Annotated in this window: 15 protein-coding genes, 4 tRNA genes, 1 pseudogene and 1 riboswitch; of the genes and pseudogenes, 7 read left to right on the forward strand and 13 right to left on the reverse strand. The window is 75.3% G+C overall.

Going from position 1 to position 15,335, the window contains the following annotated elements; all coding sequences use genetic code 11:
• Positions 1 to 164: pseudogene (locus ACFI33_RS10995) on the forward strand (IS5/IS1182 family transposase); the annotation flags it as partial.
• Here ACFI33_RS10995 and ACFI33_RS11000 read toward each other — a convergent pair.
• From ACFI33_RS11000 to ACFI33_RS11055, 12 genes are all read right to left on the reverse strand, one after another.
• Positions 150 to 434 carry a hypothetical protein gene (locus ACFI33_RS11000; RefSeq protein WP_080696003.1) on the reverse strand — a complete coding sequence of 95 codons (285 nt, stop codon included), beginning with the start codon at positions 432 to 434 and terminating at the stop codon, positions 150 to 152. The pseudogene ACFI33_RS10995 and the gene ACFI33_RS11000 overlap by 15 nt on opposite strands.
• Positions 431 to 562 (reverse strand): hypothetical protein, encoded by a 132-nt coding sequence (locus tag ACFI33_RS11005; protein WP_020624531.1) that lies wholly within the window; start codon positions 560 to 562, stop codon positions 431 to 433. The genes ACFI33_RS11000 and ACFI33_RS11005 overlap by 4 nt, the downstream gene beginning before the upstream one ends.
• 418 nt (positions 563 to 980) lie before the next feature.
• A complete protein-coding gene (gene ribH / locus ACFI33_RS11010; RefSeq protein ID WP_036383758.1) occupies positions 981 to 1,463 on the reverse strand; it encodes a 6,7-dimethyl-8-ribityllumazine synthase in 483 nt (160 codons plus the stop codon).
• Complete coding sequence (locus ACFI33_RS11015; protein ID WP_020624533.1) at positions 1,460 to 2,773, reverse strand: bifunctional 3,4-dihydroxy-2-butanone-4-phosphate synthase/GTP cyclohydrolase II; 1,314 nt, start codon at positions 2,771 to 2,773, stop codon at positions 1,460 to 1,462. Before ACFI33_RS11015 ends, ribH begins: the two co-directional genes overlap by 4 nt.
• Positions 2,770 to 3,426, reverse strand: a complete 657-nt coding sequence (locus ACFI33_RS11020; RefSeq protein WP_036341523.1) for a riboflavin synthase — start codon at positions 3,424 to 3,426, stop codon at positions 2,770 to 2,772. Before ACFI33_RS11020 ends, ACFI33_RS11015 begins: the two co-directional genes overlap by 4 nt.
• Positions 3,427 to 4,560: a bifunctional diaminohydroxyphosphoribosylaminopyrimidine deaminase/5-amino-6-(5-phosphoribosylamino)uracil reductase RibD gene (ribD, locus tag ACFI33_RS11025; protein ID WP_041102755.1), complete on the reverse strand. Its 1,134-nt coding sequence runs from the start codon at positions 4,558 to 4,560 to the stop codon at positions 3,427 to 3,429.
• Complete coding sequence (gene pnuC, locus ACFI33_RS11030) at positions 4,557 to 5,261, reverse strand: nicotinamide riboside transporter PnuC (protein WP_004167571.1); 705 nt, start codon at positions 5,259 to 5,261, stop codon at positions 4,557 to 4,559. The genes ribD and pnuC overlap by 4 nt, the downstream gene beginning before the upstream one ends.
• A gap of 82 nt (positions 5,262 to 5,343) precedes the next feature.
• Positions 5,344 to 5,488, reverse strand: a riboswitch (FMN riboswitch).
• A gap of 94 nt (positions 5,489 to 5,582) precedes the next feature.
• Entirely contained in the window at positions 5,583 to 6,254 is a 672-nt protein-coding gene (gene rpe / locus ACFI33_RS11035; RefSeq protein WP_036340795.1) for a ribulose-phosphate 3-epimerase, read from the reverse strand.
• A 16-nt stretch (positions 6,255 to 6,270) separates the two neighbouring features.
• Positions 6,271 to 7,902, reverse strand: coding sequence for an RsmB/NOP family class I SAM-dependent RNA methyltransferase (locus ACFI33_RS11040; RefSeq protein ID WP_462624016.1), 1,632 nt, complete (start codon positions 7,900 to 7,902; stop codon positions 6,271 to 6,273).
• Positions 7,899 to 8,981, reverse strand: coding sequence for a methionyl-tRNA formyltransferase (locus tag ACFI33_RS11045; protein ID WP_228070664.1), 1,083 nt, complete (start codon positions 8,979 to 8,981; stop codon positions 7,899 to 7,901). The genes ACFI33_RS11040 and ACFI33_RS11045 overlap by 4 nt, the downstream gene beginning before the upstream one ends.
• Before the next feature lie 14 nt (positions 8,982 to 8,995).
• Positions 8,996 to 9,580 (reverse strand): peptide deformylase, encoded by a 585-nt coding sequence (gene def, locus ACFI33_RS11050; protein WP_036340786.1) that lies wholly within the window; start codon positions 9,578 to 9,580, stop codon positions 8,996 to 8,998.
• Complete coding sequence (locus ACFI33_RS11055) at positions 9,577 to 10,563, reverse strand: PD-(D/E)XK nuclease family protein (RefSeq protein ID WP_036340783.1); 987 nt, start codon at positions 10,561 to 10,563, stop codon at positions 9,577 to 9,579. The genes def and ACFI33_RS11055 overlap by 4 nt, the downstream gene beginning before the upstream one ends.
• Before the next feature lie 158 nt (positions 10,564 to 10,721).
• Between ACFI33_RS11055 and ACFI33_RS11060 the strand changes: the two genes are divergently transcribed.
• The 4 genes from ACFI33_RS11060 (at position 10,722) to ACFI33_RS11075 (ending at position 11,116) form a co-directional block, all read left to right on the forward strand.
• Positions 10,722 to 10,795, forward strand: a tRNA-Gly gene (locus ACFI33_RS11060).
• 18 nt (positions 10,796 to 10,813) lie between these two features.
• Positions 10,814 to 10,884, forward strand: a tRNA-Cys gene (locus tag ACFI33_RS11065).
• 58 nt (positions 10,885 to 10,942) lie between these two features.
• Positions 10,943 to 11,014 (forward strand) — tRNA-Val (locus ACFI33_RS11070).
• Positions 11,015 to 11,042: 28 nt separating this feature from the next.
• Positions 11,043 to 11,116 (forward strand) — tRNA-Gly (locus tag ACFI33_RS11075).
• Between the two features lie 99 nt (positions 11,117 to 11,215).
• On the opposite strand, the gene ACFI33_RS11080 is transcribed toward ACFI33_RS11075, so the two are convergent.
• Entirely contained in the window at positions 11,216 to 12,106 is an 891-nt protein-coding gene (locus tag ACFI33_RS11080) for a siderophore-interacting protein (RefSeq protein WP_049147987.1), read from the reverse strand.
• 161 nt (positions 12,107 to 12,267) lie between these two features.
• On the opposite strand from ACFI33_RS11080, the gene ACFI33_RS11085 reads away from it, so the two are divergent.
• Complete coding sequence (locus ACFI33_RS11085) at positions 12,268 to 13,863, forward strand: pyridoxal phosphate-dependent decarboxylase family protein (protein WP_051995184.1); 1,596 nt, start codon at positions 12,268 to 12,270, stop codon at positions 13,861 to 13,863.
• On the forward strand, positions 13,860 to 15,185 hold the full coding sequence (locus tag ACFI33_RS11090) for a lysine N(6)-hydroxylase/L-ornithine N(5)-oxygenase family protein (RefSeq protein ID WP_036313286.1): 1,326 nt from the start codon (positions 13,860 to 13,862) through the stop codon (positions 15,183 to 15,185). The genes ACFI33_RS11085 and ACFI33_RS11090 overlap by 4 nt, the downstream gene beginning before the upstream one ends.
• Positions 15,186 to 15,335: the final 150 nt, after the last annotated feature.

The raw sequence follows: 15,335 nt of genomic DNA on the forward strand, positions 1-15,335 counted from the left end.
TGGACGCCTACAAGGGCCGCAACGTCATCGAGCGTCAGTACGCTCACCTGAAGCAGTGGCGGGGTCTGGCGACCCGGTATGACAAGTACGCGATCATCTACAGGGCCGCTGTGGTCCTGAATGCTGTGATCGCATGGTCCAAACGATTGTCAGACATGCCCTAGGGCTTCGATGACCGCGGCCTGGCTGGGCGTTGCCGGGTTCGTGGCGGCCTCTCGACGCACCGCGTCGCGGATCGCTTCGGGCACTCGCACGTTCAGGGCCACGGTCGGCGCCCCACGCCGCGCCAGGGGCGCATACCCACCGGCCGGGTCCGAGGTCGTTGCCGGTTCTGCGGGGATCACCGCTCCGGGAGCCGGGGTCTGGGGGGCCGGGGTGGGCTTGCGTCGCTGTGCTCGCAGACTCAGGTCGGGCTCAAGCTGCTTCTCGTTCATGCGGTGATCCTTTCGAAGATGAGGCCGGCCAGGTCGGCGTAGGCGGAGGCGACGGGTTCGCGCTTCTCATAGTGGCCCAGCCAGTCGCAGGCCAGACGTGCACCGGGGACGATGGAGCGGGCCGGCACCAGGGGGGTGAGCAGCAGCCCGGTCTCGCGCAGCTCCCAGCAGGGCCATGGACTGTTTGAACGCGGCCACGCTGCGGCAGGCTCCGTGCACCCCGACGCAGTCGTCCGAGGCGGGGCGGGCCGCATAGATCACCCGTCTGCGGCGGTGAACGCGTTGGGGGTCAACGGCCCGCCCTGACGGTCGGGGCAGTGGACGACGAGCTGTGGATGCCGCGAGCGAGACGAAGGGCGGGGGCTTCGCGTCTCCGCCTCTATCGTCGGGTCCCCGCGCCCTCCGGCCGACCCCATCCATGACGGCGCGGGGCTGCCGGCGTTCCGGACGGGCCCGGTTGACCGGCCTGCGATCACCCCACCGGCCCCGGGGACAGGGTCCACGTCGAGAGCAGCCGACCCAGCAGGCAGCCCCGCCCGGCCACCCTCAGTCCCGTGGCGTGACCGAGCGCAGCGCGAGCTCGGTGAGGACGGCCGCCTCGAGGGCCTCGCGTCCCTTGTCCTCTCGGGATCCGGGCAGGCCCGCCCGGTCGCGGGCCTGCTGGTCGGTGTCCACGGTGAGCACGCCGAAGCCCACGGGAACGCCGGTGCGCACCGAGACCTCCGTCACGCCCTGGGTCACGGACTGGCACACGTAGTCGAAGTGCGGGGTGTCCCCGCGCACCACGACGCCCAGGACCACGACGACGTCGAATCGCTCCGCCAGCCGCGCCGCGGCGACGGTGAGCTCGACGGTGCCGGGCACGCGCACGAGCACGGGTTCCAGGCCCAAATCCGCCGCGGCGGCCTGCGCCCCGGCGATCAGCCCGTCCATGATCTCCGTGTGCCACTGGGCGGCGACGATCGCCACGTTCAGGCCGCTCGCAGCGGCGGGGTCGGGGGTGAAGGTCGGGGCTCCGGCGCCGCTCATGGGGTGTCCTCCTGGTGGGTGGGGTGGGTCGGGTCGGTGGTCGGGTCATCGGCCGGCGTGGCGGGGCCGCCGGTGGCCGTCGGCGGTTCGAGCACGCGGTCCGCCAGGGCGTGGGCCATGCGGTCCCGCTTGGTGCGCAGGTAGACGACGTTGTGCTCGGTGACGGGCGTGGGGGCCGGGACACGCTCGACGACGTCGATGCCGGCCGCCCGCAGCCCCGCGACCTTCGCGGGGTTGTTGGTGACCAGGCGGATGCGCCGATGGCCGGCGGCCGTGAGGACGGCGGCGGCCCCGGCCCAGTCGCGCGCCTCGGCGGGCAGACCGAGGGCGAGGTTGGCCTCGACGGTGTCCATCCCCTCCTCCTGGAGCCGGTAGGCGCGGATCTTGTTGGCCAGGCCGATGCCGCGTCCTTCGTGGCCCCGGAGGTAGAGGACGGCGCCGCCCTCGGCCGCCGCGCGGGCCAGGGCGTCCTCGAGCTGGGGGCCGCAGTCGCAGCGCAGGGAGCCGAGCACGTCGCCGGTGAGGCACTCCGAGTGCACGCGGACGGTGAGGGGACGCTCCGGGTCGGTCTCCCCCGCCACGAGCAGCAGGTGCTCAGCCCCGGTCTCGGCGTCCACGTGCACGCTCACGCGGAACAGGCCGTGCCGGGTCGGCAGGGTGGCCTCGGCGGGGACGGCGGTCAGGGTCGGCGTCGTCTCCTCCAGGTGGGCCACGAGGTCCTCGATGGAGATGAGCACGAGGCCGTGCTCATCGGAGAACTCCCGCAGGGCGGGCAGGCGCATCATGGTGCCGTCGTCGTGGACGAGCTCGGCGATGGCGGCCACGGGCGCGACGCCGGCCAGGCGGCACAGCTCGACGCCGGCCTCGGTGTGGCCGCGGCGGGCCCGGACGCCGCCGGGGACGGCGCGCAGGGGGAACACGTGACCGGGCCGGGTCAGGTCACCGGGGGCGGCACCGGGGTCGGCGAGCACGCGGAGGGTGCGGGTGCGGTCGGCGGCGGAGATGCCGGTGGTGACGCCGGCGGCGGCGTCCACGCTCACGGTGTAGGCGGTGCCCTTGGGGTCCTCGTTGACGGTGGTCATGGGCGGCAGGGCCAGGCGGTCGGCCAGGCCGGCCGGCAGGGGCGCGCAGATGACGCCCGAGGTGTGGCGGACGGTGAAGGCGGTGACCTCGTCGGTGGCCAGGGCGGCCGCGTAGATCAGGTCGCCCTCGTTCTCGCGGTCGGCGTCGTCCACGACGACGACGGGCCGGCCGGCGGCGATCGCGGCGATCGCCGCGGGGACGGGGTCCAGACGGATGTGCTCGCTCACGGGCGGGCCTCCTCGGTGGGTGCGGCGGGGGCGGACGGGATGAGCGCGAGACGCTCGGCGTACCGGGCGAGCACGTCGGTCTCGAGGTTGACGCGGTCGCCCGGCCGCAGGGCGCCCAGGGTGGTGGCCTCGAGCGTGGCCGGGATGATGCCGACCTCGAACCAGTGCGCGGCCGCGCCCGGGTCGGAGACGGCGGTGACGGTGAGGGAGACGCCCTGCAGGGCGATGGCCCCCTGCGCGGGGACGTAACGCGCCAGGCGGGCGGGCAGGCCGATGCGCAGGGTGGTCCAGGCCCCGTGCGGGGTGACCGCGAGGACCTGGCCGGTCCCGTCCACGTGGCCCTGGACCACGTGCCCGTCCAGGTGGTCGGTGGGGCGCAGACAGCGCTCGAGGTTGACCCGGTCCCCCGGGGCGCGGTCGCCGAGGCTGGTCATCCGCAGCGTCTGGCCCATGAGGTCGGCACGGAACACGCCGGGGCGCCCCGTGGGCTCGTCGAGGGCCGTGAGGCACACGCCGTCGACGGCGAGCGAGCCGCCGGCGGGCAGCCCGTCGAGGGCGCCGCCGGCGTCGAGGGTCAGCAGGGCGGTGTCGGCGGCCGCGTCGTGCTCGAGGGCGACGACGGTGCCGAGATGGGTGACGATGCCGGTGAACACTCAGTCCTCCTGGAAACGGGTCGGGGCGGGGGCGGTGGGCAGGCGCGGGGCCGGCACGGGGCTCAGGTGGGTCCAGACGTCGTCCCCGAGGGCACGGACGGGGCCACCCTCCGCGGGGTCGGGGTGCCAGCGCAGTGCCTCGGACAGCGTGGCGACGTCCAGGCCGGCGACGGCGGCGCGGCCCGGGCCGAGCAGCAGGGGCGCGGTGTAGACCATGAGCTCGTCCACGAGGCCGGCGCGCAGCCACGCGCCGAGCACGCGGGGCCCGCCCTCGATGAGCACGTGCTCGGCACGGCGGCCGTGGGGCCAGGGCCCGGGATGGGCGGCGAGCGCGGCGAGGACGGCGTGCGGGTCGTGGTCGAGGACCTCCAGCACCACCGGGTGGGTGCGCAGGGCGGCGCCGTCGGGCACGGGCCGGTGACCCTGGACGACGGGCACGGGCTGGTGCGCGAGTTCGGCGCCGACGGCGTCACGGGCGGTGAGGCGGGGGTCGTCGGCCAGGACGGTCCCCGTGCCGACGACGATGGCGTCGACGCGGGAGCGCACCTCGTGGGCGTGGACGCGGGAGTCCGGGCCGGTGATCCACTGGCTCGTGCCGTCGGCGGCCGCGGCGTGGCCGTCGAGGGACTGAGCGAGGTGCCCGGTCACCCACGGACGGCCTGCGTCGCGGACCTCGCGCCAGCGGGCGGTGAGCGTGAGGGCGGCCGTCTCGCCGGTGGGGCCGGTGACGTGCACCCCGTGCGCGGCGAGGCGGGCCGCGCCGCCGCCGTCGTGACCGGTGGGGTCCGCGACGGCGTAGCGCAGTGCGCCGATCTCCGCGTCCAGGACGGCCTGGGAGCAGGGGCCGGTGCTGCCGGTGTGGTCGCAGGGCTCGAGGGTGACGTGCAGCGTCAGGCCGGCGGGGTCGAGGGCGGCCAGGGCCGGATCCGCGGCGCGGGCGGCCCGCCAGCGGGCGAGGGCGTCGACCTCGGCGTGGGCGGTCCCCCGTCCGCGGTGGTGGCCGACGGCCAGGACGCGGCCGGCCTCGTCGGTCAGGACGGCCCCGACGAGGGGGTTGGCGCCGCGCACACCGCGCAGCGCGGCGTGGACGGCGAGGTCCATGGGGTCGGCGGGCGGGGTCTCGGCGGCGCTCATCGGGCGACGTCCCCCTCGGGGCCGTCGGGCAGCAGCGTCTCCACGGCGGGCTTGTCCCGGTCTGTGGCGCGCAGCCACACGAAGAAGCCGATCAGGGTGAAGGCGCCGTAGAAGGCGTACATCACGGCCGAGGCGTAGTAGCCGGTGCTCCACAGCAGGGGCACGCCGACGACGTCCACGGCCACCCAGATCAGCCAGAACTCCACCCAGCCGCGCGCCATGCCGTAGGTCGCCAGCAGCGATCCCACGAACGTCCAGGCGTCCGCCCACACCGGCTCCCACGAACCCAGGGCGCGGAACACGGGGGTGAGGGCGACGGTGCCGACCGCCATGGCCGTCACGAGGAACACGCGCCCGCGCCAGCCGGCCCACTCCGGGGTGATGGCGGGAGCGTCCTCGGCGTGGCCCCGGCGGGCCTGACGCCAGCGCGCCCAGCCGTAGACGGAGACGGCGATGAACATGACCTGTCGGCCGGCCTGGCCGAGCAGGGTGGCGTGATCGGCCCCCGTGAACAGGGAGGCGAGGAAGACCGTCAGCAGGATGAGGTTGCCGAGGATGCCCACGGGCCAGGCCCAGACCCTGCGCGCCATGCCGCCCAGGGCGGAGGCGAGGCCGAAGACGTTGCCCAGCACCTCGCGCATGAGCAGGCCCCCGCCGGCGACCGGGATGGTCCAGTTGAAGGCGTCCACCAGCCAGTCCATGACCGTGACGCCACCTCCTCGGATCGGGACTCCGAGGGGTGCGCTCCGCAGCCCTCCCGCGCAGGGCGCGGAACGGCTCCGCCGCGTGCCTCTCCCATCCCGACTGTACGGTCGGCACCGGAATTCCACCGGTCAGGCCGCCCGGCACCGCCTCGGATGAGGACGGGCCGCGCGGTTAGCGGGCTGTCACCGCCGGTGCGGACTTCCACCGCATCTCGGAGCACGTTGCTGTCCAGCAGTATCGCACGCCCGGCCGGCCGCGCATGCCGGACGTCACCGGGCGACGTCCGGCGCGGCGGCCGGGCGACCGCGTCGCCGGGCTCAGTGGCAGGCGCGGGCGGCGGCGGTGCGCAGGCCGACGAGCGCGGCGTCGGGGTCCTCGGCGCCGAACACCGCGGAGCCGGCCACGAACACGTCGGCCCCGGCCTCGGCCGCGCGTTCGATGGTCTCCCGGTTCACGCCGCCGTCGACCTGGAGGGCCAGCGGGGCGGGCCCGCCGTCGAGGGCGCGGCGGGCCCGGCGGATCTTCGGCAGCACGACGTCGAGGAACGCCTGCCCCCCGAAGCCGGGCTCCACGGTCATCAGCAGGAGCATGTCCAGCTCCGGGAGCATGTCCAGGTAGGGCTCGACCGCGGTCGTCGGCCGCAGCGCCATGCCGGCCTTCGCTCCGGCCGCGCGCAGCTCGCGGGCCAGTCGGACGGGCGCCGCCGACGCCTCGGCGTGGAAGGTCACGGACTCGGCCCCCGCCTCCGCGTAGCCGGGCGCCCAGCGGTCGGCGTCCTCGATCATCAGGTGGAGGTCCAGCGGCAGGTCCGTGGCGCGTCGGATCGCCTCGACCACGGGCAGGCCGAGGGTGAGGTTCGGGACGAAGTGGTTGTCCATGACGTCCACGTGCACCGCGTCTGCGCTGGGGATGCGGGCCAGCTCGTCGGCGAGGCGGGCGAAGTCCGCGGACAGGATCGAGGGGTGCAGGCGCGGGGCGCGGGCGGTCATGGGCGGGTCCTCTCGGTCAGGCGCCGGGGGCGCGCAGCAGGGCCAGGAACATGGCGTCGGTGCCGTGCCGGTGCGGCCAGAGCTGGGCCGTGCGGGCGACCACATCGGCCGGCTCCGGCGCGCCGGCGGGTTCGGCCTCGTCCAGGCGCAGGTCGTCGAGCGCGACGGCGTCGAGGGCGGTGCGGGCGTCGAGCAGCTCCAGCTCGGGGTGGCGGCGCACGAGGTCCTGGACCTGGACGACGGTCTCCGCGACGTGCGGGGAGCAAGTGACATAGGCGAGCACGCCGCCGGGGGCGAGGACGGAGACCGCCGCGTCGAGCAGCTCGGCCTGCAGGCCGGTGAGCTCGGCGAGGTCGGCCGGGGTGCGGCGCCAGCGCGACTCGGGTCGGCGGCGCAGCGCACCGAGGCCGGTGCAGGGGGCGTCCACGAGGACGCGGTCGAACGCCGGGGCCGCCTCGGGGGCGTCGGCGATCGTGCGGCCGTCCCCGGCCCGGACGGTCCAGGCTCCGGCGGGCACGGCGGCGAGTGCCTGCCGGACGAGGTCGGCGCGGTGCGGGGCGACCTCGTTGGCCACGAGCGTCGCACCCCGCTCGGCGGCGAGGGCGGCCAGCAGGGCCGCCTTGCCGCCGGGGCCGGCGCACAGGTCGAGCCAGCGCTCGGCCCGCCCCTCGGCCGCGGGGACGGGTGCCTGGGCCAGGGCGCGGGCGGTGAGCTGGGAGCCGGCGTCCTGGACGCGGAGCACGCCCTCGCGCACCCCGGGCAGACGGCCGGCGTCGCCGCCGGAGTGCAGGGCGGAGTCCGGGGCCAGCGGCCCGGGTTCGGCGCCGTCGTCGAGGGCCGCGGCGAGCGCCTCGGCCCCACCGGCCACGGGCAGGGCGACGAGGTTGACCACGGGCGGGGCGTTGTCCGCCTCGAGCAGGGCGGCCAGCTCGGCGTCGCGGTCGGCGATGTGGCGGGTGCCGCGGTGAGCGGCCAGGGCCTGGCGCAGCGCGCGGACGATCCACACGGGGTGCGAGGTGCGGACGGCCAGGGCGGCGTCGCCGCCGTCGGCGGGGGCGACGTCGGCCAGCCACTCCTCGAGGGGGCGTTCCGCGACCCGACGCAGCACCGCGTTCACAAACCCGGAGGCGCCGGCCCCGATCTCGGCGCGCACGAGGGAGACGGTGGCGTCGAGGGCGGCGTGGGCGGGCACGCGCATGCCCAGCAGCTGGTGGGCGCCGAGCCGCAGGGCGTCGAGCACGGGTGGGTCGATCTTCTCGAGCGGGCGGTCCACGCAGCGGGTCAGGATCGCGTCGTACAGGCCGAGCCCGCGCAGGGTGCCGTAGGCGAGTTCGGTGGCGAAGCCCGCGTCGCGCCGGTCGAGGCGGGCCTGGCGGATGCGCGCCGGGAGGACCAGGTTCGCGTACGCGTCCTCCGCGTGGACGGAGCGGACCACCCCGAACGCGACGCGGCGCGCCGGGTCGGCGGTGCGGGAGCGCTGTGACGGCGCCTGCGCCGAGTACTTCCGCCCGGCGCCGGAGCGACCCCGGTTGCGGGTGCGCCCCTGCGCGTCGCGGCGGTCCTGGGCGTCCGGCCGGGGTGCGCGGCCGCGTTCTCCGCGGGCCCCTCGCTCGCCCCGGCCCTGTCCTGCCTGTCCTTCGCGGCTCATGCGCGTGCCTCCTCGTCCTGTGCCGCGGCGTTCCGCGCGGCCTCGCGTGCCGCCGCCCGGGCGGCGGCCTCCTGGCGGGCCTGTTCTTCGTGGTGGGCGAGCGCCTCCCCGGCCAGCAGCGCGGCCCCGGCGGCGGCGCCGCGCGCCCAGTCGGCGGCCGGCATCAGCTTCCTGCCCGCCGGCTGGACGCGGGAGAGCCGGACGGCCCCGCCGGCCGTGCGCAGCCAGGCGGCCTTCGCGGCCACCAGGATCTGCCCGGGAACCGCGGCGTCGAGGGCGGAGGGCCAGCCGTCGTCGCCGGCGCGGACCGGGGCGACGCCGTCGAGCTTGAAACGGGCCGGGGCGGCGCCGTCGTCCGCGGTCAGCCAGCCCCAGGCGCCGGGCTCGGGGGTGACGCCGTTGATCCGGGCGGCCACCTCGGCGGCCGGGCGGGCGGGGTCCACCAGGCCGTCTGCGGCCGTGAGCTTCGGCGCGTGGGAGGGTTCGCCGCGCTGGGGCGTCGCCGTCGCGGTGCCGGCCGCCAGGCGGTCGAGCACGTCGATCACGAGCGGACCGCCGCGCTCGGCGAGGTCGGTGAGCACGGCCCCGGCGGTCTCGTCGGCCGCGACGGGGCGGGTGAGCCGGGCGAAGACGGGGCCGGTGTCCAGGCCCTCTTCGAGCTGGAACACGTCGGCGGCGATCTCGGTCTCCCCGGCCATCACGGCGCGCTGGACGGGGGCGGCGCCGCGGTAGGCCGGCAGCGCGGAGAAGTGCAGGTTGAGCCAGCCGTGGCGGGGGATCTGCAGGGCCTCGGCGGGCACGAGCGCCCCGTAGGCGACGACGACGGCCACGTCTGCCTCGAGCGCCCGGATCGCCTGGAGGGCATCGGCGCCCTCGGGTCCGCGGAGTCGGTCGGCCTTGAGCACGGGCAGGCCGGCCTCCTCGGCCACGATCGCGACCGGCGACGGGGTCAGCACCCGCCGGCGCCCGACCGGGGCGTCCGGCCGGGTGAGCACGCCGACGACCTCGTGGGGCGAGTCGAGCAGGGCGTGCAGCACGGGCACGGCGGTCTCGGGCGTGCCGGCGTAGAGCACGCGCAGGGGCGTCGGGGCGGTCATCGGGCGGCTCCTGTTCCGGCGGCGGGGGCGGCGGGGGCGCCGAAGACCGAGCTGACGGCGGCCGCGCGCTCGGCCCCGATGCGGCGAGCGGCGTGGTCCACCTCGCCGGCGCGCATGCGGCGGCGGGCCTCACGGCGTTCCTCGCCGTCGAGGCGGTCGACGTAGAGGATCCCGTCGAGGTGGTCGGTCTCGTGCTGCAGGCAGCGGGCGAGCAGGCCGGTCCCCCGGTGCTCCACCGGGTTCCCGTCCACGTCGGTGCCGCGGACGACGGCCTCGGCGGCGCGCGCCGGGTGGTAGCGCAGCCCGGGCACGGACAGACACCCCTCGCCCGGCTCCCGCAGCGCCTGGCCGGCGGTCTCGAGTACGGGATTGACCACGTGCCCGGCGACGCCGGCGACGTCGAACACGAAGACGCGCAGGCCCACGCCCACCTGGGGCGCGGCCAGGCCCACGCCCCCGACGGCGTGCATCGTCTCGATCATGTCCGCCACGAGGGCGCGCACATCCGCGCCCGGGGGCACGGGCGACGCGGCGGTGCGCAGGACGGGGTCGGGGATGGTGCGGACGGGCAGGACGGTCACGCCGTCACCCTATCGCCGCCCTCGGCAGACGCCGGGCGCGACGACGACCCGTCGGGCGCCACGTCCGGGGCGGCGTGGGAGCCGCCGCCGAACGCCGCGGCGCGCACGGCCTGCAGGCCGGTGGCCGCCGACACCGGGACCGACGGCGGAGGGGGGCCGATGACACGGAGCGCGGGGCCGGCGTCGTCCACGGCCTGCGCGTGCTTCCAGACCTGGCGCAGGGCCCAGAACTTGTGCCAGTGGCGGGGCAGCACGCCCGGGTTGGCCTGGTGCACGGCGACCTCGGTCTCCCCCAGGGCGACGCCGAGCAGCATCTCGGCCTGGCCGTGCCGCCACTCCTCCCAGGTGCCGGCCTCGGGGTCCACCAGGGACTCCTCCGCCTTCAGGCCGGCGGTCAGCTGCATGACCACCTTGGGATCGAGCGCCTTGACCCGTCCGTCCCGCCCCGTGCCCTTCGTCTTGTAGTCGATCAGGCACAGCCGGCCGCCGATCCGGGCGACGAGGTCCAGCGTGCCCGCGTAGCCCACCGTGTGGTTCCAGACGGTGATCTCGGCCGCGATCGGCCGGACGTCGTAGAGGTCCCACCACTCGTCGAAGCGGTCCGCGTAGGCGCCCTCGCCGTGCTCGATCAGCCGGGCCCGGGCCTCCGCCATGGTGTGGGGGCGGCCGAGGGCGCGCTGGGCCACCTGCTCGGCGTAGTCGTGCACGCGGTCCCCGCGCTCGGCCGCGGCGTCCCGGTAGCGGGCGGCGGCGTCGGCGGACTGCCGGGCCACCTGCTTCAGGCGCGCCGCGGAGCCCACCGATTCCGCCAGGCGCGGATCCTGGGTCACGGACTGGGCCGCCATCCACCCGACCCAGCCGTCCAGGTCCGTCTTCTCCATGCCGATCACGGTGGTGATGGACGGGACCTCGGGCAGGCCCGAGAGGGAGCGCGCGTACATGCGTCCGTGGGGGGTCTGATGCGCGAGGCGTGGCTGGGTCATGGTCAGCCATTCTGGCAGGGTCCCCGGACCCCCGACGGGGTGGCCCGACACGCCTCCGGACGCCGATTTTGCATCCGGGCGGAGATGGCCTAGAGTTCTTTCTCGTTGGAAAACGCAGGTGAGCGGCTCGGACGAGCGGATCCCGGCGGCACCGACGCGCGGATGTAGCTCAGTTGGCTAGAGCGCCACCTTGCCAAGGTGGAGGTCGCGAGTTCGAATCTCGTCATCCGCTCGCTCAACCTTCACCCCTGGTCGGGTGGCCGAGAGGCGAGGCAGCGGCCTGCAAAGCCGTATACGCGGGTTCGAATCCCGTCCCGACCTCGCAGCCTTCTCCGACCGGGAGTGGCGGCATGTTCACCACCTCTTCGGAGGTGGACGAGCGCGATTGGCGCAGCGGTAGCGCGCTTCCCTGACACGGAAGAGGTCACTGGTTCGAACCCAGTATCGCGCACGGAGACGATCCGTGAGGATCGACTCAGGCGGATGTAGCTCAGTTGGCTAGAGCGCCACCTTGCCAAGGTGGAGGTCGCGAGTTCGAATCTCGTCATCCGCTCCCACACGAAGGGACCCTCCTGGCGGAGGGGCCCTTCGTCGTTCCGGGGCGTGCGGTCGGCCTCGTGCTCGGAGCACGGACGCCGACCGTCGGACGGGATCAGAGCCGCGGGCCGTCCACCCGCCAGTAGCCGCTGAACATGATCGCGCGCTTCGGTGCGATGCCGCGGCGGACGATCACCCGCCGCGCCGCCGTCGCGAGCGACTGCTCGCCGCACGCCCACACGTGGTCGCGGGGCGCGGCGGGGAGGTCCTCGAGGTGCGGCGTGAGCAGGGCGCCCGGCACGGCGTCTCCGCGGTGCAGGACCGTGAGCGTGGCGCCCTCCGGGACCTCGAGGGCGGGGACGTGGTCACGGCCGGGCACCTCCAGGACGACGTCCATCCGGCCCCCGCGCGGCGTGCGACGCTGCGCGGCGAGGGCGGCGGCGATGCTCGGGACTGCGGTCTCGTCCCCCACCACGAGGTGCGACTCCCCCGCCGCCGGCAGACGATAGGCGCCCGTCCCGGTGCGGAAGCCGGCGACGTCGCCCGGACGTGCGGTGCGCGCCCACGTGCCGGCGGGGCCCGCATGGTCGTGCACGACGACGTCGACGTCGATCTCACCGACGGAGGGCCGGTGCTCGGCGACCGTGTACCACCGCAGATCCGGCCGCACGTCCTCGGGGATCCGCCCGACCGCTCGCCGCGCATTGAGCGCCGCGGGATCGGGCATCACGAGCGCCCGCCCCGGGGGCGGGGTGAGCAGCCCGAAGTACTCGTCGCAGCCCTGCGGGGTGAACGTGCGGAACTCCTCCGCGGCGAACGTGAGACGACGCAGCCGGGGGGCGAGCAGCCACGTGGCGCGGACCGTCATGGTCCACTGCGGATACTCGTCGCGGTCAACGGGCATCGCCTGGCCGAGGGCCGCGAGCCCGCGGTAGGCCTTCATCTGCAGGGCCTCGACACGCGAGGGACGGGCGGCAGGCGGGGGGAGGACGGAGGAGCTCGTCATCCGGTCATCATAGGTGAGCCTCACCTTTGCTGGAGTCCTCCCTTTGAATACGTCACGTCATTGTTGCGTATTTGCTTTCTTAGGTAAGGCTTCCCTACTGTGCGGGACGTCCGTGGCGCACGCCGCCCGGAGCCGACGACCCCCTCACGGAAGGCCCTCCCATGCTCCCTCGCCTGTTCGGACTCGGCGATCCAGCCGCCTACCTCGACGCCACCGGCAGGGCGGCCCGGGTGGCCGTCGACACCGCCTACGACCGCGCGGGGGTCCACCCGGACACCCCGTCGACGCACCTGGCCGACGCCGTCGGCGCCGTCGACTTCTCGCAGCCGACGGGCAGCCTCGACGACGCCCTCGCCGAGGTCGCGGAGCTCTACGCCCACCAGACCACCGCCTACCACCACCCGCGCTATGCCGCTCACCTCAACTGCCCGGTCCTGCTCTCCAGCACCGCAGCGGACACCGTGCTCGGGGCGCTCAACACGGCGGTCGAGTCCTGGGACCAGGCCCGCTCCGCGGCGCTCATGGAGCAGCGGCTCCTGGCCGAGGTCGGACGCTGGTGCGGGTTCGCCGCGGGCGACGGCGTCTTCACCTCCGGAGGGTCGGCCTCCAACCTGCAGGCCATGACGCTGGCCCGCGGCCGCGCCGTGCAGCGTCTCACCGGCCACGCCGGGCTCGCCGACCTGCCCGCCGAGGTGCTCGGCTCGCTGCGCGTCTTCGTCAGCGCGGCCACGCACTACAGCATCGCCAAGGCAGCCGGCCTGCTCGGGCTGGGCCGCCACGCCGTGGTCGTCGTCCCCACCGACGCCGCCGGGCGCCTGGACCCCGGGGCCCTGGCCGCGGCGGTCGAGCGTGAGGTGGCCGCCGGTGCCGTGCCGATGGCCGTCGTCGCGACGCTGGGGACCACCGACCGCGGCGCCATCGACCGGCTGCCGGCCATCGCCGACGTCGCCGAACGCCACGGGATGTGGGTCCATGCGGACGCGGCCGTGGGCGGGATCCTCGCCGCGAGCGCGGCGACGCGCCACGAGCTGCCGGCACTGCACCGTGCGGACTCGGTGACGATGGACTTCCACAAGACGTTCTACGTGGGGCTGGCCTGCAGCGCGCTGGTGGTGCGGGATGCCGAGAGCCTGCGCCATGTGACGGTGCACGCGGATTACCTGAACCCGGAGGACAGCGTCCATCCGAACTTGGCGGATCGGTCGCTGCAGACGAGCCGCCGGTTCGATTCGCTCAAGCTGTGGCTGACGCTGCGTGAGCATGGGGCCGAGGCGGTGGCGTCCCTGTTCGCGGGGGCGCGCGAGCGCACGCGGCAGGCGTGCGGGATCCTGCGGGCCCGGCCGATGTTCGCGGTGCTGGAGGATCCGACGCTGGTGACGGTGCTGTTCCGGGTGCGGGCCGAGGGACTGTCGGAGGAGGAGTGCACGGCGGTGCAGGCGGCGATGCACCGGGAGCTGGTGGCCGGCGGGCGCGCGCTGATCGCGACGACGGTGGTGGACGGGGTGCCCCATCTGAAGTTCACGATCCTGAACCCCGCGGTCACCTCGGGCGAGCTGGAGGCGCTGGTCGACGTCGTGGAGGAGGCGGCGCTGCGGCACGCCGACGCGGTGCGGGCCGGCCGTCACCGGAGGCGCGGGGCGGGGCGGAACCGTCCGCATGCCCCGTCGGCCTCCGTGTCCTGCACGCTTCCCTCGTCGGCGGGACCCCGTCCGTCCGCGGCGCGCGTGGTTGAGCACGGAGAGCAGGTGTGCGCATGAGCCCGGCGTCCACGTCCCCCCGCCGCGTGCTCGCGATCGGGCTGGGCCCGTTCGACCTGAGCCTGGCCGCGCTGGCCCACCCGCTGCCCGACGTCGAGGTGGAGGTGGTGGAGAGCCGCGACGCGTTCGTGTGGCACCCGGGCATGATGCTGCCGGGCGCGCAGATCCAGGTGCCGTTCCTCGCTGACCTGGTGACGTTCGCGGACCCGACCTCCCCGTACTCGTTCCTGGCGTATCTCAAGGCGATGGGCCGGCTTCACCGCTTCTACATCCGGGGTTCCTGGTACCCGCTGCGGCGGGAGTTCTCGGACTACTGCGCGTGGGTGGCAGCCCAGCTGCCCGGCATCGCCTACGGGACCACGGTGACGGCGGTGCGGTGGGACGAGCAGGCGGACGAGTTCGTGGTGGAGGCGGCCTCCGCGGCCGGGACCAGCACGCACCGGGCCGACCACGTGGTGGTGGGCACGGGCACGGTGCCATCCCTGCCCGCGCCGCTCGCGCGCGTCGCGGAGGAGGCGGTCCGGGTCGGCGCGTCCCCCGTGGTGCACACGGGCGAGTACATGGGCCGTCGCGAGGACATCGTTGAGGCCGGGTCGGTCCTGGTGGTGGGCAGCGGTCAGTCGGCGGCGGAGTGCGCCCTGGACCTGCTGAACGCGGGCCACCCGGACCTCACGTGGGTCACGCGCTCACCCCGGTTCTTCGGCATGGAGGTCGGCCAGCTGACGCTCGAGCTGACCTCGCTGGACTATGAGCGGCACTTCGCCACTCTGCCCCGGGCGCGGCGGGATGAGATCAACGCGTCCCACCGGTCCCTGTACAAGGGGATCAGCGAGCACACGATCGAGGACGTCTACCACGCGCTGTACGAACGCCAGGTGGGTCCGCTGGACCCGGCCCGGCTGTGGCCGGGCACGTCGGTGGCGGACGCCCGCCTGGTCGCGGGCCAGGGCGCGCCCCGGGTGGAGGTCACCCTGCGCGATGAGGAGACCGGGGTGACCGCGCGGCACGTGGTGGACCGCGTCGTCGCGGGCACGGGCTACCGCCACCCGGACCATCCGTTCCTGGAGCCGGTGCGGCACCTGCTGCGCGTGGAGGACGGTCGGACGACGGCGAACGCGGACCACGCGATCGACGTGAGCGGCCGCCGGATCTTCGTGCACAACACCGCCGAACAGCCCCTGGGGCTCACCGGCCCGGACCTGGGCATGGCGGCGGAGCACAGCGGCCGCATCCTCAGCACGATCGCCGGCCGCGAGGTCTACGCGCAGGCCGAGTCGATCGCGTTCCAGGACTTCGGTGCCGTCGCGGCGGGCGTCCGGTGAGCGCCGTGACGCCGCCGCAGACCACCGTGGACGGTGCGGCCGCGAGCGCGGCCCGTCGTGTGGAGCTCCGTCCCGTGGGCGCGCAGGACCATCCGCTGCTGCACCGGTGGGTGACGTCCCCGCACGCCGTGTACTGGGAGATGACGGAGG

This window comes from Micrococcus sp. PSi08 (genome assembly GCF_054960655.1).